Raw genomic sequence first — 15,181 nt, 5'->3', positions numbered from 1 at the left:
TCGGAAGCAAGTTGCAAAATGGCAGCTTTGTCTTAAGGCGCGCTTAACGTTAAGCAGCCCGAATTGGAGCGTGCAGAACAGCATCCGGCCAGCGCTTTCACCCTTCCCTCTGTGCCGCGAATCCAAGAGAATAGGCGCATGGCCATCAGACAGCTTTCAGAAACACTCATCAACCAAATCGCCGCCGGCGAGGTCATCGAGCGGCCGGCGAGCGCTGCCAAGGAGTTGATCGAGAACGCCCTCGACGCAGGCGCCACGCGCATCGAGGTGGCAACGTCGGGCGGCGGCAAGGGCCTGTTGCGGGTTTCGGACAATGGCTCCGGCATGGATGTTGCCGACCTTGAGCTTGCCGTGCGTCGGCATTGCACCTCCAAGATCTCCGATACGCTGGACGACATCCGAACGCTCGGTTTTCGCGGCGAGGCGCTGCCATCGATCGGGTCGGTCGCGCGGCTCAGCATTTCCAGCCGCCGCCGGGACAGCGCCGGCGGCAACGAGATTGCCATCGAGGGCGGCAGAATTACCCATCTGCGTCCATCGCCCGGCAATCCGGGCACGATCGTCGAGGTTCGCGATCTCTTCTTTGCGACGCCGGCCCGCCTGAAATTCCTGAAGACCGAAAAGGCCGAGGCTGCGGCGATCACTGAGGTCGTCAAGCGTATGGCAATCGCCTTTCCGGGCGTGCGCTTCGTGCTTTCCGGAACGGACCGCACGACGCTGGAGTTACCGGCGACAGGTGATGACCATCTGGCGCGCATGGCACAGATCCTCGGCAAGGACTTCCGCGACAACGCCATAGAAATCGACGCCGAGCGCGAAGGCATATCGCTCACCGGCTTCACCGGTGTGCCGACCTTCAACCGCGGCAACTCGGCCCATCAATACGCGTTCGTCAACGGGCGTCCGGTGCAGGACAAGCTCATCCTGTCCGCGATCCGCGGCGCCTATGCCGAAACGATCCCCACGGGCCGGTATCCTGTTGCGGTGTTGTCGATCCGGCTTGATCCAGCACTTGTCGATGTCAACGTGCATCCGGCAAAATCAGACGTGCGCTTTCGCGACCCGCAACTGGTGCGCGGCCTGATCGTCGGCGCCGTGCGCGAAGCGCTGGCGCGCGACGGTAGCCGTGCAGCGACGACCGGTGCGGACGGGATGCTGCGCTCTTTCCGGCCCGGCTTCCAGCCGGGCGCGCAGCGGCCGCAACAGCCATGGTCGGTGGCGACATCGCCCTCGCGCCCCTTCTATCAGCCCGCGACCAGCGCCTTCGGCGAACGTCCGCAGGCTTCCTTCGACGGCCTCGTGACGCCAACGGCACGCGGCGACACCGCGCCGACCGCGAGAACGCCGGTCGCGCCGGAGGAACCACCGCTGCGCTATCCGCTGGGTGCCGCCCGGGCGCAGATCCACGAAAACTACATCGTGGCGCAGACGGATGACGGCCTCGTCATCGTCGATCAGCACGCCGCGCATGAACGGTTGGTGTTCGAGACGATGCGCAAGGCGCTGCACTCAAAGCGGCTTGCCTCGCAGGTTCTCCTCATCCCCGAAATCGTCGATCTGCCCGAAGAGGATTGCGACCGGCTGATGCAGTTCGCGACCGAGTTCGGCGAACTCGGATTGGCGATCGAACGCTTCGGCCCCGGTGCCATCGCGGTGCGTGAAACGCCCGCCATGCTCGGCGAGGTGGACGCCGTGGGACTTGTGCGGCAGTTGGCTGACGAGATAGCCGAATGGGATACCGCGTCCGGTCTGTCGGCGAAGCTCGAATATGTGGCCGCGACGATGGCCTGCCATGGATCCGTGCGTTCGGGACGGCGACTACGGCCGGAGGAAATGAACGCACTGCTGCGCCAAATGGAAGTCACTCCCGGCTCCGGGCAGTGCAATCACGGACGCCCGACCTATATCGAGCTCAAGCTATCGGATATCGAGCGATTGTTCGGCCGCAGTTGAAAAAGCTGGAAATGGCCGCGGCGGCGCGTTATGGCAGGGCCTGTTACAGCCTGTAAGGAAACGGAGCGCATGAACTTGTTCGAAGGAAATGGAAACCGCGAAGCGCAGATACGCTATCTCGATGCGGATTTTCAGATCCTGTCGCCGGGATCCTATGTTGTCTGTGCGATTACCGGCAAACAAATCCCGCTCGATGAGTTGCGCTACTGGAGTGTTGCGCGCCAGGAGCCATACGCCGATGCCGTGGCTTCGCTGGAGGCAGACAAGCGTGCTGGCGTTTTGCCCAACCAGAAGCGTTAAACACAGGCGCAACACACGACCGCGGTCGCGCCTGCCGCGCCTCTTAGGCCTTGCGGCCTTCCTTTAGGCGCCGGTCTCTACAGGTGTTGATCGCGCGGTCGATTATGAGCCCCGGTGCCAGCGCATCCGCAAAGGCCATTTCCACCTCGATCACCCGGCATTTGGCGGCAAGCTCCTCGGCTTTGCCATGATGTCCGGCGAGACGGACGAAATCCTTGGACGTCGTGACGATCTGAAGACCTTCGCGCTCTGCTGTCGAGAGGATGTCGTCGACCTCGTCATCAGTCAGATGCTCATGATCACCAAACGAGCGGCGAGCCGCGACATGCGCGCCGACAGATTCGACCGTGCGGAAGAATTTCGACGGGTCAGCAATCCCCGCAAAGGCCAGTACGTTCCGGCCGGACAGTTCGGTGCTATCGCACACTTTCAGCGAAGCGGTGAAATAGGGCTTGGCAGCGCGTGCAGCGATCCGGACAATGTTGTCGGCTGCCTCGCCGGCGCCGACCTTCAAAAGCGCGGTGGCATAGCGCAGTTGCTGACGGATGGGAGCGCGCACGGGACCGCCCGGAACGGTATGACCGTTGCCTAGGCCGCGCGTGGCATCGATGACCAACAGCGCGTAGTCGATCGCTAGCCGTGCGCTCTGGAAGCCATCATCCATGATGATCAGGTCGACACCTTCCTTGACGAGGCGCTGGGCACCTTCGACGCGGCGCCGGGAAATCACCGTCAACGCTTCCCGAGCGAGAAGCAGAGGTTCGTCACCGACGGCAAGCGCACGGTGATGGGCCGGATCGACCACCGTCGTGACATCAAGCGAGCCGCCATAGCCACGGCTGAGGAAGCCGGGCTTCAGGCCCTTTGCCTTTGCCGCACGGGCGATCGTCAGTGCCGTCGGCGTCTTGCCGGCACCCCCGACGGTGAAATTACCGACGCAGATAACCGGCACCGGGACCGAGGCGCGCTTCGCATTGGCCATGCGATAGCCAGCGATACGCCCATACAGAAAGGAAATCGGATAGAGCGTCCAGGCACGCCAATCGGCTTTCGACCACCAAAACGGCGGCGCTTCGGATACCATTCTTCCCGTCCTGCCCTTTGGACGCCGAGCATCATGCTGGCGGATCTTGTCCTTAACCGGGCGAAAAGAGAGGGCAATTTTCAAGAAAAAGCAAGCCCTTGGTCAATCAGGCAAGCTGAAGGTCGGGCAGCAGCCGCTCCAGCTCGGTGATGTCGTTCAGGCAGTAGTCGGATGCGGCGGCTAGCGATTCTCGCGATCCGGTACCGGTCAGCACGGCCACGGTGATGCCGGCCTTGGCGTTGCGGCCCATGTGCAGGTCGTGGTTGTTGTCGCCGACAACGGCAACTTCGGAGGCGTCGAGGCCGGTCGCCGCGCAGAAACCAAGCACCATTCCCGGCTCCGGCTTGGTGCCGAAGCCGCTGTCGTATCCGGCCACATAGTCAATGAAGGGCGCAAAGCCAAAGCGCAGGGCGGTCTGTCTGATCGAGCGCTCGTTGTCGCTCGAGGCAACGCCGAGCCGAAAGCCACGGGAATGCAGGCGACTGAAGAACGCTGCGAGATCGGTGACCGCAACGGAAAACTCGGCGGCATGAGAAAAGAGCTCATCCAACTTGATCGTCAGCTCGATCACGTCGAGCTTCGATCCGGCCGCGATCAGTCCTTCCGAGATCTGGCGCGTGTTGCCGGCCGCGAGCAGGCTATCGGGAATAATGTGGCCTGTAACTGGATCCATACCACAGGCCAGAAGCAGCCGGTCGGCCAGTTCGACATCGCCTTCTGCGGCGATCCGTGCCAGCTCGCGATTCACCGGCAGCCAGCTCTCGTCGTAATCGAGCAGCGTACCATCCTTGTCGAAGAGGATTCCCTTGATCGCCTTCATGTCCGCTCCCGCACTCAGCGTTGTACAGCTGCCTTCGGCAGCAGCCTCGCCTTCACCGTCAGCGGATTGATGTAGGGCTCCAGGCCTTTGACCGTTGCCGTCAGTGCACCGCGCATTTCTTGCACGGCGCCGACCCCGGCCTCGATCATCTTGCGACGCGCCTCGTCGTTGGTGAGCAAATAGTGGACGCCCTTGGCGAGCATCTCGGTATCGCGCACCATGCGTGCGCTGCCACGGCGCGCCAGCTTCTGATAGGCTTCACGGAAATTCTGCACGTTGCTGCCGGACAGGACCGCGCAGCCCAGCATCGCCGGCTCCAACGGATTTTGGCCACCCTCGGCAAACAACGAGCGACCGACGAAGGCAACCTCGGTCAGGCGCAGGTACAGACCCATTTCGCCGATGGTATCTCCGAGGAACACATCAACGTCAGGAGAAAGCGCATCGCCGCGCGTCCGGCGGGCCACCTTGAGGCCCAGGTTGACGAGCTCGGCTTCGACCTCGTCAGCCCGTTCCGGATGGCGCGGGACGATGATCGTCAATTGCCCGTTTCGTTCTCTGAGAACACGATGAACGACGCCCGCCGCCTTTTCCTCCCCGTCAAAGGTGGAGATTGCCGCCCAGGTCTTGCGTTCGCCGAGCTGCTTCTTGTAACCGGCGAACACGGCAGCATCATAAGGCGGAGCGTCGGTATCCACCTTGAGGTTCCCCGACATCATGACGTGGCGCGCACCCAGATCCCGGAAGCGCTCGGCATCGACATCCGACTGGGCAATGACCAGCGCCAGGTTCTCAAACAGAGCCTCGGCAAGCGCCGGACGCCGGCTCCATCGTGCGAAGGAGCGGTCGGACATGCGGGCGTTGACGAGGATCTGCGGAATGCGGCGGCGTCCGAGTTCCATCATCGTCGCCGGCCAGATTTCGGATTCGGCAATCAGCGCGCAGTCAGGCTGCCAGTATTCGAGGAAGCGGCTGACGGCCGGCTTCAGGTCGAGCGGCACATATTGGTGGATCGCCTCTTCACCAAGACGCTCCGCGGCAAGCTTGGCGGAGGTCATCGTCCCCGTCGTCAGAATGACGTGAATGTCGCGACGGCGAATTTCGCGGATCAGCGGGATGACGGCATTGGTTTCGCCGACGCTCGCAGCATGGAACCAGACCAGCGGTCCAGCCGGACGGTCGGCACTGGCATAGCCAGTGCGTTCCAAACGGCGCGCACGATCTTCCTTGCCCTTCGCCGCCCGATAGGCAAGGTATCCGCCGACGAACGGTGTCAGTAACGTTCCCGTTGCCTGATAGGCGCCCAGCGCAAATCGCGCCATGCGACCGCTCATCTGCCAATTCTCCGATCACAAATGATCGACATAAACCCATTCCCAATTATTGTTGCGGCCGCAATGGCCAATCAGTTTGTCCAGAATGCGTCAGGCAGCAGTCGGTCGGTTCGCGGCCTTTAGACCGCGACCGCGGGAGGGTTACTGCGCGGACTTGCTTTCCGGGTCGAGCAAGCGGTGCATGTGGACGATGAAATAGCGCATGTGCGCGTTATCCACAGTCGACTGCGCCTTTGCCTTCCAGGCCGTCAGGGCCGTGGCATAGTCCGGAAAAATGCCGACGATATCGAGGTCCTTCAGGTCCCTGAACTGAACATCGTCCAAGCTTTCCAGTTCGCCGCCGAATACGAGATGCAAGAGCTGCTTTTTGCCACCGGATTCCGTCATTTTCTTCTCTTTCTGCTCTAATCTCCTCCGCCGCATCATCTGAGGGATTTTGACGGAAACGTCAACTGCCTCGTCGTTCACCAATCCCGGTCAGGAGGTCGGCGAGCCGCGGCGCGGCTGCGGCACAAAGTTCGTCGTGGCTGACTCTGGTCCGGTTATAGAGCGGTGCGCCGCCGTGGAGATCGACCAGCTGGCCGCCGGCGCGCTCGAGTATCAAGTCGGCCGCTGCGAGATCCCAATCGTGCGAATTGTGTTTGATGAAGGTGCCTTCAATCCGACCGTCTGCAACCATGGCAATGCGATAAGCCAGCGACGGTACGTACTTGACGCGCTCAATGCGATGCTTGAGGCGCTCGGGGAACGTCGCCAGGACATCTTCGGCGATGGCAAAGCGCCCGGGCGTATCGACGCTTGCTGTCGATACCGTGATCGGCCTGCCGTTCTTCAAAGCCACGCCGCCTGCGATAGCCTCGTAAAGCTCGTCCAAGGCGGGAGCGTAGAGAACGCCGGCAACGGGCCGCCCGTGGCGCACCACCGCGACACTGACGCACCATAGATCCAGGCCGGCCAAGAACGCGCGCGTGCCGTCGATCGGATCAATAATGAACAGTGTCTCCCTCGACAGGCGCTCGGCGTCGTCGTCGGTCTCTTCGGACAGCCAACCATAGTCCGGCCTAGCGACGCGGAGAAGCGATTCAAGCTTTTGGTTGGCGGCGAAGTCGGCAGCACTGACGGGTGATCGCCCCTCGTTCTTCCACCAGACTTCAGGCGATTGATTGAAATAGCCGAGTGCGACACGACCGGCTTGCCTGGCGGCATCGGCGATCAATTCCAGATCGCTCCGCCAGAGGGCTGTGTCCACGTCAGTCATGTCAGCAATCCAATCCATCAGCGCCCGGCGAGCGTCATTCCTTCGATCGCAAGCGTCGGAGCGGCGACACCGTACTTGCGGTCGATGTCGTTTGCTGGTGTCACCCGCATGAACATGTCCTTGAGGTTCGAAGCGATCGTCACTTCGGAGACGGCAAAGGTCAGCTCGCCATTCTCGATCCAGAAGCCGGTCGCCCCGCGGCTATATTCGCCGGTGATCATGTTGACGCCCTGACCGATCAGCTCGGTCACATAGAAGCCATTGCCAACGCTGCGGATCAGATCTTCCGGCGAGATGTCGCCCGGCTCGAGCGCAAGATTCGTCGCCGATGGCGTCACCGAATTTCCGCCACGCACGCCGCGCCCGTTGGTCTCCATGCCGATCTCGCGGCCGGTCGAGGTCGAGAGAAACCAGTGCTTGAGGATGCCGTCCTCGATCATCAAGAGCCGCTCGCCGGAGATGCCCTCGCCATCGAAGGGTCGGGACGACGGGCCGCGGACGATCAGCGGATCATCGGAAATCGTGAGCCCCGACTTCAAGACCTGCTGGCCCATCTTGTCGCGCAGAAAGCTGGTCTTGCGCGCAACGGAAGCGCCATTGATCGCCCCGGCGATGTGCCCGACGAAGCCGCGGGCGACGCGGGGATCAAAAACGACGGTGATGTCCTTGCCCGTATCAACCTGCCGCGGGTTGACGCGCTTGACGGTTCGCTCGCCTGCCCTGCGGCCGATTTCGGAGGCATCGTCCAGCTCGCCGAAATAGATTCGGCTGTCGAAATCGTAGTCACGCTCCATGCCCGTGCCTTCGCCAGCAATGACGCTGACGGAGCGGCCGAAGCGCGAGCCCATGTAGCTGCCCTCGAAACCGTGGGAGGTGACGAGCACGAGACCGCCCATCCCGGCCGAAGCACCGGCACCCGACGAATTGGTGACCCCCTTGACGGCAAGCGCCGCGGCCTCCGCCTCGAGCGCAGCCTCGCGAAGTTGGTCGGAAGACACCTCGGTTGTGTCGAGAAGCTCGAGGTCCGGATAGGATTTCGCCAGCTTGTCTTCATCAGCCAGGCAGGCGAAGGGATCTTCCGGTGACACCTTGGCCATCGCCACCGCACGTTCGGCGAGAGCAGTCAGATCGAAGCCCGGATTTGCGGAGACGCTGGCAACGCGCTTGCCGATGAAGACGCGCAACGCGAAGTCGTCGCTTTCCGACGACTCTGTGCCCTCGACCTTGCCGAGGCGCACGCTGACCGATTGCGAACGAGAGCGCACGACCACCGCATCAGCAGCGTCGGCCCCAGCTTTTTTTGCCAGGTCGATCAATTGGCTTGCGCGGGAAAGAAGCGTCGAGGAGTCGATTTCTGAGGACATGATTTGGCCTTTCCTTCGCGTTCCATTTATTGTGCACTACCAAAAGCATCAAGGCCGCGCGCATCGATTCTTTTGCCCGTCGCCTGCATGCCTCCCCGCATTTGAAAGAGACTCGCCTGATGTCAGAGCCCAATACTCTTTTCACCGAGACGATCCTGCTGCTAGGTGGCGCCGTTGTTTCAGCGCCGATCTTCAAGCGACTCGGATTGGGAACGGTGCTCGGCTACCTGGCCGCTGGCGTGGTGATCGGTCCGATCTTTCATGGATTGACGGACGGCGAAGAGATCCTGAACGTGGCCGAGCTCGGCGTCGTCTTCCTCCTGTTCATCATCGGGCTCGAGCTGAAGCCCTCGCGCCTCTGGCAGATGCGGCGCGATATTTTCGGGCTCGGGACCGCGCAGGTTGTGGCGACCGGTCTGGTGCTGACGCTCCTGACCTATCTTTCCGGAGTGCTGGATTGGCGCGGCAGCATCGTTGCGGGTTTCGGGCTTGCCCTCTCCTCCACTGCATTTGCGATGCAGATACTCGAGGACGAAGGCGACGTGAATACTCGTTACGGGCAGCGTTCCTTCTCGATGCTGCTGTTCCAGGATCTCGCGATCGTGCCGCTGCTTGCCCTGATCAGCATTCTCGATGGCGGCAAGGGCAGCGGCACGCCGCTGCTCGACTTCGCAGTCGCCATTGGGGCGGTCGCCGCGATGATCGTCATGGGACGCTACCTGCTCACGCCGCTCTTCCAGATCATCGCCCGCACCGGGGCCCGCGAGGCGATGATCGCCGCCGCCCTCTTCGTGGTGATGGGGTCGGCGAGCCTGATGCAGCTTGCCGGACTGTCGATGGCGATGGGCGCCTTCCTTTCCGGCGTGATGCTGGCGGAATCCTCCTATCGGCACGAACTGGAAGCCGATATCGAGCCCTTCCGCGGCGTCTTGCTCGCTATCTTCTTCATCGCCGTCGGCCTTTCGATCGAGCTCGACGTGCTCAGGGACAACGCCCTGTTCATCATCGTTGCCGTGCCCGTCATCATGGCCGCGAAGGCGCTCGTCATCTATGTTCTCTGCCGCGCAACCGGCTCGCCGCATGACGACGCCATCAGGATCGCCTTCCTGCTGCCGCAGGGCGGCGAGTTCGGTTTCGTGCTGTTTACCGCCGCCGGCATTGCCGGCCTGATGCCGACAAGCACCGCCTCGCTGCTGATCGCGATCGTCACCCTGTCGATGGCGCTCACCCCGATCGGAACGATGCTGGCCAAGCGTCTCCTCTCCGGCAAAGAGGAGGAACAGCTCGACGAAGATTTCGAAGGCGCCGGTGCCGATGTGCTGATGGTCGGCTTTTCGCGTTTCGGGCAGATCGCCGCCCAGATCCTGCTTGCGGGCGGACGCGACGTGACTGTCATCGATTTCTCGGCCGATCGCATCCGGCAGGCCTCATCCTTTGGCTTCCGGATCTACTTCGGCGACGGCACCCGCAAGGATGTGCTTCGCGCGTCCGGCATCGACCGTGCCAAGATCGTCGTCGTCTGTACGCAGAAACGCGAAGTTACCGACAAGATCGTCGAGCTGGTACAGGCGGACTATCCGCATGCCAAGCTCTTCGTGCGCTCCTACGACCGCATTCACTCGATCGCGCTGCGCAATCTCAATGTCGATTATGAACTGCGCGAAACGCTGGAATCCGGTCTGCTGTTCGGCAGGCGCACGCTCGAGGCATTGGGTATCGGCGAGGCGGAGGCCTATGAAATCGGGGAGGATATCCGCAAGCGCGACGAAGCCCGCCTGGTGCTCCAGGTCACGGAAGGCCTGCAGGCCGGCCGCGACATGCTGTTCTCCCAGCCGGTCAAACCGGAGCCGCTCATGAAGCCAAAGCGCGCCGCAAGCTTCGACGAGGACCCGCTGGCAGGCACGGCAGAGGTGACGGCCGACGCTTAGGCCTTTCAGGGTTGAATTGAAACTCTCTTATGGCTCCAACGATGAAAGAAGCCGGATAGGCAAGCAAGGATCATCGTCAGAGAGTGCAGCGGGGCCCATAGTTACAGCATGCCTCACCAATGCCACTCCCATTTATTTCCCGAGCTAAATCGCCGGAGGCGGCCCCTCATAGATGCCAGCGGAACGAATTCCCGAAGCCTGGTCGCCGCCAAGCTGAGAAGGGCTTTGCCCACCCTTGACCGGCTACCGCTATCTTCGGCCTCCGTCGCCTACTCAGTAGGTCCTACTGAAACGCCACTCTCGTTTGTTTCGCGAGGCTGAGAACTTGACCGCCCGAAGGCTCCTCATTGATGCCGCCGATCAGGCGGCATATCCCCTACGGGATTCCGTCAGTTCGCCTGGCGGCTGGCGATATTTCATCGACCTCGGATCTTAAAAGTCGCATGAGCCGCCGCCTCTGGGCTGGAAGCCCTCTGCGCAGGCGGGGTTCAATGGTTCGTTCAGCGAGCGGGCCCCCGGGCCACCGGTAGTGCATGATGAACTGATTACGGCGAGCAAGAGAAAAGCGAAAGCTGCTATTGGCTTGTACAAGTGGATCATGAGAACTCTCCAAAATTGGGGATCCTACAAAGCCTGACCGCCGAAACCTTCGATCCCAAATAAATCGGTGCTAGTTCCGGGCTCGGACCGCCATGACATGGTGAACCTGTACTCGCCTGTTGGAAAGAGGATAGGCGAGGATCCGTGTTTTTGCATATGTACGACGAACTGCCTGAGCGAATGTGGACTTGCCTGTTGCCTTGAGCTCGTCGCTCCTGTGAGCCGTAGCCCGGGCACGCGAGGATGCATCCGGCGATCAACCCGGGCAGAGCCTCGAACCTAAGCACTTAGCTACCCGTTGCGATTGCCGTAGATTTGAGGGAGTATCCGGTCTCGGCCCCTGAGGCCCGCGCAGTCTCCGATGAGAGGACAATGCCATGCCTCTACGCTATCTTTTGGCCGCTGTGGCCATCACGCTCTTTACCCTTTCCGGATGCGCAACCACCGGTTCGGGCGCAGGGAACACCACCTACGCAACCCCTGCCGGGATCGGCCCGGTTCGTGGCGCCGGCATCAACGGCTATTAGTCCTAGGCAAAGCCTCTAAGGGGCGATCCGCGCTTCGATCTCCCGATCGAGCGCATATTTCAGTTCGTCCTTGATGCCGACCGACATTGACAGGACTTCGCGCGCCTTGAGGAAGTCCATCACGCCGATGCGCCCGACGGCGGGGCGCAAGAAGATGTGCGGTGCCTGCAGGCGCAGTTTCAAAGAAATGGCTGTCTGCATCATCAGCTGACCGGAGCCGAAGATGCTCTCCATGCGGTTCGGAATGTGGGTGCCATCGCCCTCCGGGGCACCGACGACGTCGATGCCGATGACGATGTCGGCGCGATCCATCAGGCATTCATAGGGGACGGGGTTGCTGATCCCCCCGTCGATCATCACCCGTCCGTGCAGCCTCACCGGCATGAAGACCGCGGGGATTGCCGAGGAAGCCGCCAGCGCCGGAAACAGCGCGCCGTGGCTCGTCAATACCTCGCACTGACCGTAATAATCGGTTGCCGTCACCGTCATCGGCACCGGCAGATCCTCGAAACGTTCCGGCAGGTCGGCGGGGAGGAAGGCTTTCAGGATACGCTCGAGATTGAACTGGCCGATGCGCACGCCATTGGCGACCGCATCGCGCACCGTCTGCGGGCGCAGGCCCCATAGGCGACTGACGACAGCGGCCTTGTTGCCGACCGTCATCATGACATGTTCGCGGATGGCTTCGCCGGTCATGCCAGCCGCCATGCGAGCGCCCATGATCGAGCCGATCGAGGAGCCGGCAATCGCCACGGGGCGAATGCCGAGCTCATCCAGGGTTTCAATGACGTGGATGTGAGACAGGCCGCGCGCGCCACCACCGCCGAAGGCAACCGCAACTGTGGGTGTCGAACGGCTGGAGGGGTCGGTCGGGGCAGGCAACTCGGTTTCGATCTTCTCTACCTGCTGCACCGCTGCCCCCGATTTCCGCCGCCCTATTCGGGCTGATAGCGGAAGAAATGAACCTTGGTATCGCCGAATATCCGGCTTTCGAGGAAAAGATAGGAAGGGTCGACCGAAACGGCAACGTCCGCGCGCTCCTCGAGAACCGCAATTGCGCCCGGTTGCAGCCAGCCGCCCTTGGCAGCGGCGGCCATCGCCCTTTCGCCTAGCCCCTTGCCGTAGGGCGGATCGGCGAACAGCACCTGGAACGGCTCGAGGTTGCCGACGCTGCCGAGATCGGTCGCATCGCGCCGCAGGATGCGCGTCCTGCCATGCAGGCCGAGTGCATCGATGTTTTCCCAGAGCAGGCCCCTGCCCTCGACGCTGTTTTCCACGAACAGCGCATGCCGACAGCCGCGGGAAACGGCTTCGAGGCCAACGGCGCCGGTACCGGCAAAAAGATCCAGGATCCGGGTGCCATCGACGCATTCCGGATAGGCATGGCTCAGAATATTGAACAGGCTCTCACGCGTCCGGTCGGCAGTCGGCCGGATGTCGTTGGATTTAGGTACGGCGAGCGACCGTCCGCGAAACTCACCGCCGACGATCCGCACCGCGTCCTATTCCCTTGCCCTTAGGTCCACCACGCGACGGCCCGCCCGCAGGCTTGCCACCGCCACCCGGTCGATCGCCCGAAGGCTTGCCGGAAAAAGACTTGCCACCGGGTTTCGCCCCGCCGGGCTTGCCACCGAAGCTCTTACCGCGCGGCTTGTCGCCGAAGGGACGCGCCCCACTGGGCTTATCACCGAAGGAGCGGTCGCCGGCCGGACGCTCGGAACGAGCCTCGCCGGAGAAACGCTTGGCGCGGGGACGCTCGTCGCCCTCTTCGCGCGGACGGCGCGGCTTGTCGCCGAACGGCCGGTCGCCACGCGGCGGCCGATCACCGAAGGAACGGGGACGCTCATCACCGTCCTCGCGCGGCCTGCGGTCGCCACGCGGCTTGCCGCCGAATGGACGGTCACCGGCTGGCCGGTCACCGCGCGCCGGGCGGTCGCCGAAGGAACGTGGACGGTCGCCGTCCTCGCGCGGCTTGCGCTCGCCACGAGGCTTGTCGCCGAACGGCCGATCGCCGCGCGGTGGGCGGTCACCATAAGGTCTGTCGCCCGCCGGGCGGTCGCCGCCGGAACGGTCGCCACGATCGCCGAAGGACCTATCGCCACGGGACGGGCGATCACCGAAACCACGGTCGCCGCGCGGGCCGCGATCACCGCGATCACCGCGATCACCGGAACGCTTGCGGTCACCGTCGTCGCGGCTCACCTCGCTGGAGCGGATCCATTCGCCCTCTTCATCGGTGGCTCGGTTGATCTGCACGCGGTGGCGGTCATCACCGAAGCTTGCGGCCTGCGGCCTGTCGCGGTCGGGCTTTTCGCCACGGCGCTGCGCCGTCTTCGCGTTCTTCTCGGCCCTCGCAGCTGCCTTCTCGCCGAGCGGGCGAGCGCCGGGAGCCATCCAGACATTGGCATTGCGGCGACTGCCGAGCGCGGGGCGCTTCGGACGATCATCGTCATTGCGACCACCCTCGCGACGGTCATCACGACGATCGTCGCGCTTGGTGTCGAGGCGGCTCAGCGCACGCTCGCGCTTGTCTTCCGGCTTGCGGGGGCGCTCACGGCGCTCCGGCTTTGCTTCCACCTCTTCTTCGGCGGCAACGGCGGGCGAATTGTAGATCGGCGCGTCGAAGTTGGCCTTCGCGTCCTCGATCAAACGCGGACCGAGCTGGTCGCGCAAGGTGCGACCGCGCACTTCGACCACCTCCCGCTCCGGCAGATCGCCGAGCTGGAAGGGACCATACGAGATGCGGATCAGACGATTGACGTCGAGACCGAGCGCACCCAGCACATTCTTGATTTCGCGGTTCTTGCCTTCACGCAGGCCCATGGTCAGCCAGACGTTCGAGCCCTGCGTGCGGTCCAGCGTGGCTTCGATCGAACCGTAGAGGACTCCGTCGACGGCAATGCCGTCCTTGAGCTTGTCGAGCGCGTCCTGATCGATCTCGCCGTGGGCGCGCACACGGTAACGGCGCAGCCAGCCGGTCGTCGGCAGTTCCAGCGCGCGAGCCAGGCCGCCATCGTTGGTCAAAAGCAGCAAGCCTTCGGTGTTGATATCGAGGCGGCCGATCGACATGACGCGCGGCAGGTCGTCCGGCAGATTGTCGAATACCGTGGGGCGTCCTTCCGGATCCACGTTGGTCGTCACGAGGCCGGCCGGCTTGTGGTACAGCCAGAGCCTGGTGCGCTCGATGCCGCGGATCGGAACGCCGTCCACTTCGATCTTGTCGGCCAGCGTCACGTTGACAACAGGGGTGTCGAGGAGCTTGCCGTTCAGCTTGACGCGCCCGTCCATGATCATGCGCTCGATATCGCGGCGCGATGCAACGCCGGCGCGCGCCATCACCTTCGAGATGCGCTCAGCCTTGGCGTCGCCTTCGGCAACGTCGCTCGCCTCGGCCTTGACGGCCGTCTTTGCCGATTTTGGCCCGGCATCGCGCGGAGATGGCTTGCCGCCTGGCCGTTTTGGCTTGTCTTTGAATGTCATTTGTTGTTTGCCTGCCTTTTCGGGCCTTCCTATCAGGTCGCGCCCTTGCGGTTAAGTGGAAATTGTCGGATCGTGAAGACAAATCAATTTATGGACCTGGCGCTCGACCAGGCCCGCGCTGCCGGCGAACGCGGCGAGGTGCCGATCGGAGCGGTTCTGGTGATTGACGGAACCGTGATCGCGGCATCCGGCAACCGCACGCGCGAGGTCAACGACGTAACGGCGCATGCCGAGGTCGCCGTCATTCGCATGGCTTGCGAGGCGCTTGGTCAGGAACGGCTGACGGGCGCCGACCTCTATGTGACCCTGGAACCGTGCACGATGTGCGCAGCCGCGATTTCCTTCGCGCGCATTCGCAGGCTCTACTACGGCGCGGAAGACCACAAGGGCGGCGCCGTCGACAATGGCGTGCGCTTCTATGCGCAACCGACCTGTCATCACGCTCCGGAGGTCTATTCCGGTTTGCAGGAAACCACATCCGCCGACATCCTGCGGACATTCTTCCAGCAGAAACGGGATGTGCCATGACATTG

At 62.8% G+C, this 15,181-nt stretch carries 14 protein-coding genes; 5 read left to right on the top strand and 9 right to left on the bottom strand.

The window, feature by feature from the left end; genetic code table 11:
• The first annotated feature begins 138 nt into the window (after window positions 1-138).
• Together mutL and FHX16_RS04315 are read left to right on the top strand one after the other, a co-directional pair.
• Entirely contained in the window at window positions 139-1,953 is a 1,815-nt protein-coding gene (mutL, locus tag FHX16_RS04320; RefSeq protein WP_259126615.1) for a DNA mismatch repair endonuclease MutL, read from the top strand.
• Between the two features lie 69 nt (window positions 1,954-2,022).
• The gene (locus FHX16_RS04315) at window positions 2,023-2,253 is read left to right on the top strand and encodes a DUF2093 domain-containing protein (RefSeq protein ID WP_007530431.1); all 231 of its coding nucleotides are present in this window, start codon (window positions 2,023-2,025) and stop codon (window positions 2,251-2,253) included.
• 43 nt (window positions 2,254-2,296) lie between these two features.
• Here the strand turns inward: FHX16_RS04315 and lpxK are convergent, their stop codons facing one another.
• The 6 genes from lpxK to FHX16_RS04285 form a co-directional block, all read right to left on the bottom strand.
• Complete coding sequence (gene lpxK, locus FHX16_RS04310) at window positions 2,297-3,337, bottom strand: tetraacyldisaccharide 4'-kinase (protein WP_183860013.1); 1,041 nt, start codon at window positions 3,335-3,337, stop codon at window positions 2,297-2,299.
• A gap of 106 nt (window positions 3,338-3,443) precedes the next feature.
• Window positions 3,444-4,157: an HAD family hydrolase gene (locus FHX16_RS04305; protein ID WP_183860015.1), complete on the bottom strand. Its 714-nt coding sequence runs from the start codon at window positions 4,155-4,157 to the stop codon at window positions 3,444-3,446.
• A gap of 14 nt (window positions 4,158-4,171) precedes the next feature.
• Window positions 4,172-5,491, bottom strand: a complete 1,320-nt coding sequence (gene waaA, locus FHX16_RS04300) for a lipid IV(A) 3-deoxy-D-manno-octulosonic acid transferase (RefSeq protein WP_183860017.1) — start codon at window positions 5,489-5,491, stop codon at window positions 4,172-4,174.
• A gap of 141 nt (window positions 5,492-5,632) precedes the next feature.
• On the bottom strand, window positions 5,633-5,878 hold the full coding sequence (locus FHX16_RS04295; RefSeq protein WP_113571286.1) for a DUF4170 domain-containing protein: 246 nt from the start codon (window positions 5,876-5,878) through the stop codon (window positions 5,633-5,635).
• Window positions 5,879-5,939: 61 nt separating this feature from the next.
• The gene (locus tag FHX16_RS04290) at window positions 5,940-6,749 is read right to left on the bottom strand and encodes a 3'(2'),5'-bisphosphate nucleotidase CysQ (RefSeq protein ID WP_183860019.1); all 810 of its coding nucleotides are present in this window, start codon (window positions 6,747-6,749) and stop codon (window positions 5,940-5,942) included.
• Between the two features lie 17 nt (window positions 6,750-6,766).
• Window positions 6,767-8,113, bottom strand: coding sequence for a TldD/PmbA family protein (locus tag FHX16_RS04285; RefSeq protein WP_183860021.1), 1,347 nt, complete (start codon window positions 8,111-8,113; stop codon window positions 6,767-6,769).
• Between the two features lie 119 nt (window positions 8,114-8,232).
• Here FHX16_RS04285 and FHX16_RS04280 point away from each other — a divergent pair, with 119 nt between their 5' ends.
• A complete protein-coding gene (locus tag FHX16_RS04280) occupies window positions 8,233-10,041 on the top strand; it encodes a monovalent cation:proton antiporter-2 (CPA2) family protein (RefSeq protein WP_259126611.1) in 1,809 nt (602 codons plus the stop codon).
• A 977-nt stretch (window positions 10,042-11,018) separates the two neighbouring features.
• Window positions 11,019-11,168, top strand: coding sequence for a hypothetical protein (locus FHX16_RS04275; protein ID WP_183752417.1), 150 nt, complete (start codon window positions 11,019-11,021; stop codon window positions 11,166-11,168).
• Window positions 11,169-11,183: 15 nt separating this feature from the next.
• Here the strand turns inward: FHX16_RS04275 and FHX16_RS04270 are convergent, their stop codons facing one another.
• From FHX16_RS04270 to FHX16_RS04260, 3 genes are read right to left on the bottom strand one after another with little or no spacing between them, the layout of a single operon-like run.
• Window positions 11,184-12,080 carry a patatin-like phospholipase family protein gene (locus FHX16_RS04270; RefSeq protein WP_259126610.1) on the bottom strand — a complete coding sequence of 299 codons (897 nt, stop codon included), beginning with the start codon at window positions 12,078-12,080 and terminating at the stop codon, window positions 11,184-11,186.
• Between the two features lie 23 nt (window positions 12,081-12,103).
• On the bottom strand, window positions 12,104-12,664 hold the full coding sequence (gene rsmD, locus FHX16_RS04265) for a 16S rRNA (guanine(966)-N(2))-methyltransferase RsmD (protein WP_183860027.1): 561 nt from the start codon (window positions 12,662-12,664) through the stop codon (window positions 12,104-12,106).
• On the bottom strand, window positions 12,645-14,648 hold the full coding sequence (locus FHX16_RS04260) for a pseudouridine synthase (protein ID WP_259126608.1): 2,004 nt from the start codon (window positions 14,646-14,648) through the stop codon (window positions 12,645-12,647). The genes rsmD and FHX16_RS04260 overlap by 20 nt, the downstream gene beginning before the upstream one ends.
• Before the next feature lie 90 nt (window positions 14,649-14,738).
• Here FHX16_RS04260 and FHX16_RS04255 point away from each other — a divergent pair, with 90 nt between their 5' ends.
• Complete coding sequence (locus tag FHX16_RS04255; RefSeq protein WP_259126822.1) at window positions 14,739-15,176, top strand: nucleoside deaminase; 438 nt, start codon at window positions 14,739-14,741, stop codon at window positions 15,174-15,176.
• Window positions 15,177-15,181 lie beyond the last annotated feature (5 nt).

Source organism: Rhizobium sp. BK661 (genome assembly GCF_024808825.1).
GTDB lineage: Bacteria > Pseudomonadota > Alphaproteobacteria > Rhizobiales > Rhizobiaceae > Rhizobium.
Note: the sequence above shows the minus strand (reverse complement) of the source record. Positions and strands in the feature narration are given on the sequence as shown.

Coding starts and splice junctions, on each gene's coding strand:
- FHX16_RS04260 (WP_259126608.1), bottom strand. CDS start 14,648: ATGACATTCAAAGACAAGCCAAAACGGCCAGGCGGCAAGCCATCTCCG.
- FHX16_RS04275 (WP_183752417.1), top strand. CDS start 11,019: ATGCCTCTACGCTATCTTTTGGCCGCTGTGGCCATCACGCTCTTTACC.
- waaA (WP_183860017.1), bottom strand. CDS start 5,491: ATGAGCGGTCGCATGGCGCGATTTGCGCTGGGCGCCTATCAGGCAACG.
- mutL (WP_259126615.1), top strand. CDS start 139: ATGGCCATCAGACAGCTTTCAGAAACACTCATCAACCAAATCGCCGCC.
- FHX16_RS04305 (WP_183860015.1), bottom strand. CDS start 4,157: ATGAAGGCGATCAAGGGAATCCTCTTCGACAAGGATGGTACGCTGCTC.
- lpxK (WP_183860013.1), bottom strand. CDS start 3,337: ATGGTATCCGAAGCGCCGCCGTTTTGGTGGTCGAAAGCCGATTGGCGT.
- FHX16_RS04255 (WP_259126822.1), top strand. CDS start 14,739: ATGGACCTGGCGCTCGACCAGGCCCGCGCTGCCGGCGAACGCGGCGAG.
- FHX16_RS04285 (WP_183860021.1), bottom strand. CDS start 8,113: ATGTCCTCAGAAATCGACTCCTCGACGCTTCTTTCCCGCGCAAGCCAA.
- FHX16_RS04315 (WP_007530431.1), top strand. CDS start 2,023: ATGAACTTGTTCGAAGGAAATGGAAACCGCGAAGCGCAGATACGCTAT.
- FHX16_RS04280 (WP_259126611.1), top strand. CDS start 8,233: ATGTCAGAGCCCAATACTCTTTTCACCGAGACGATCCTGCTGCTAGGT.
- FHX16_RS04295 (WP_113571286.1), bottom strand. CDS start 5,878: ATGACGGAATCCGGTGGCAAAAAGCAGCTCTTGCATCTCGTATTCGGC.
- FHX16_RS04290 (WP_183860019.1), bottom strand. CDS start 6,749: ATGACTGACGTGGACACAGCCCTCTGGCGGAGCGATCTGGAATTGATC.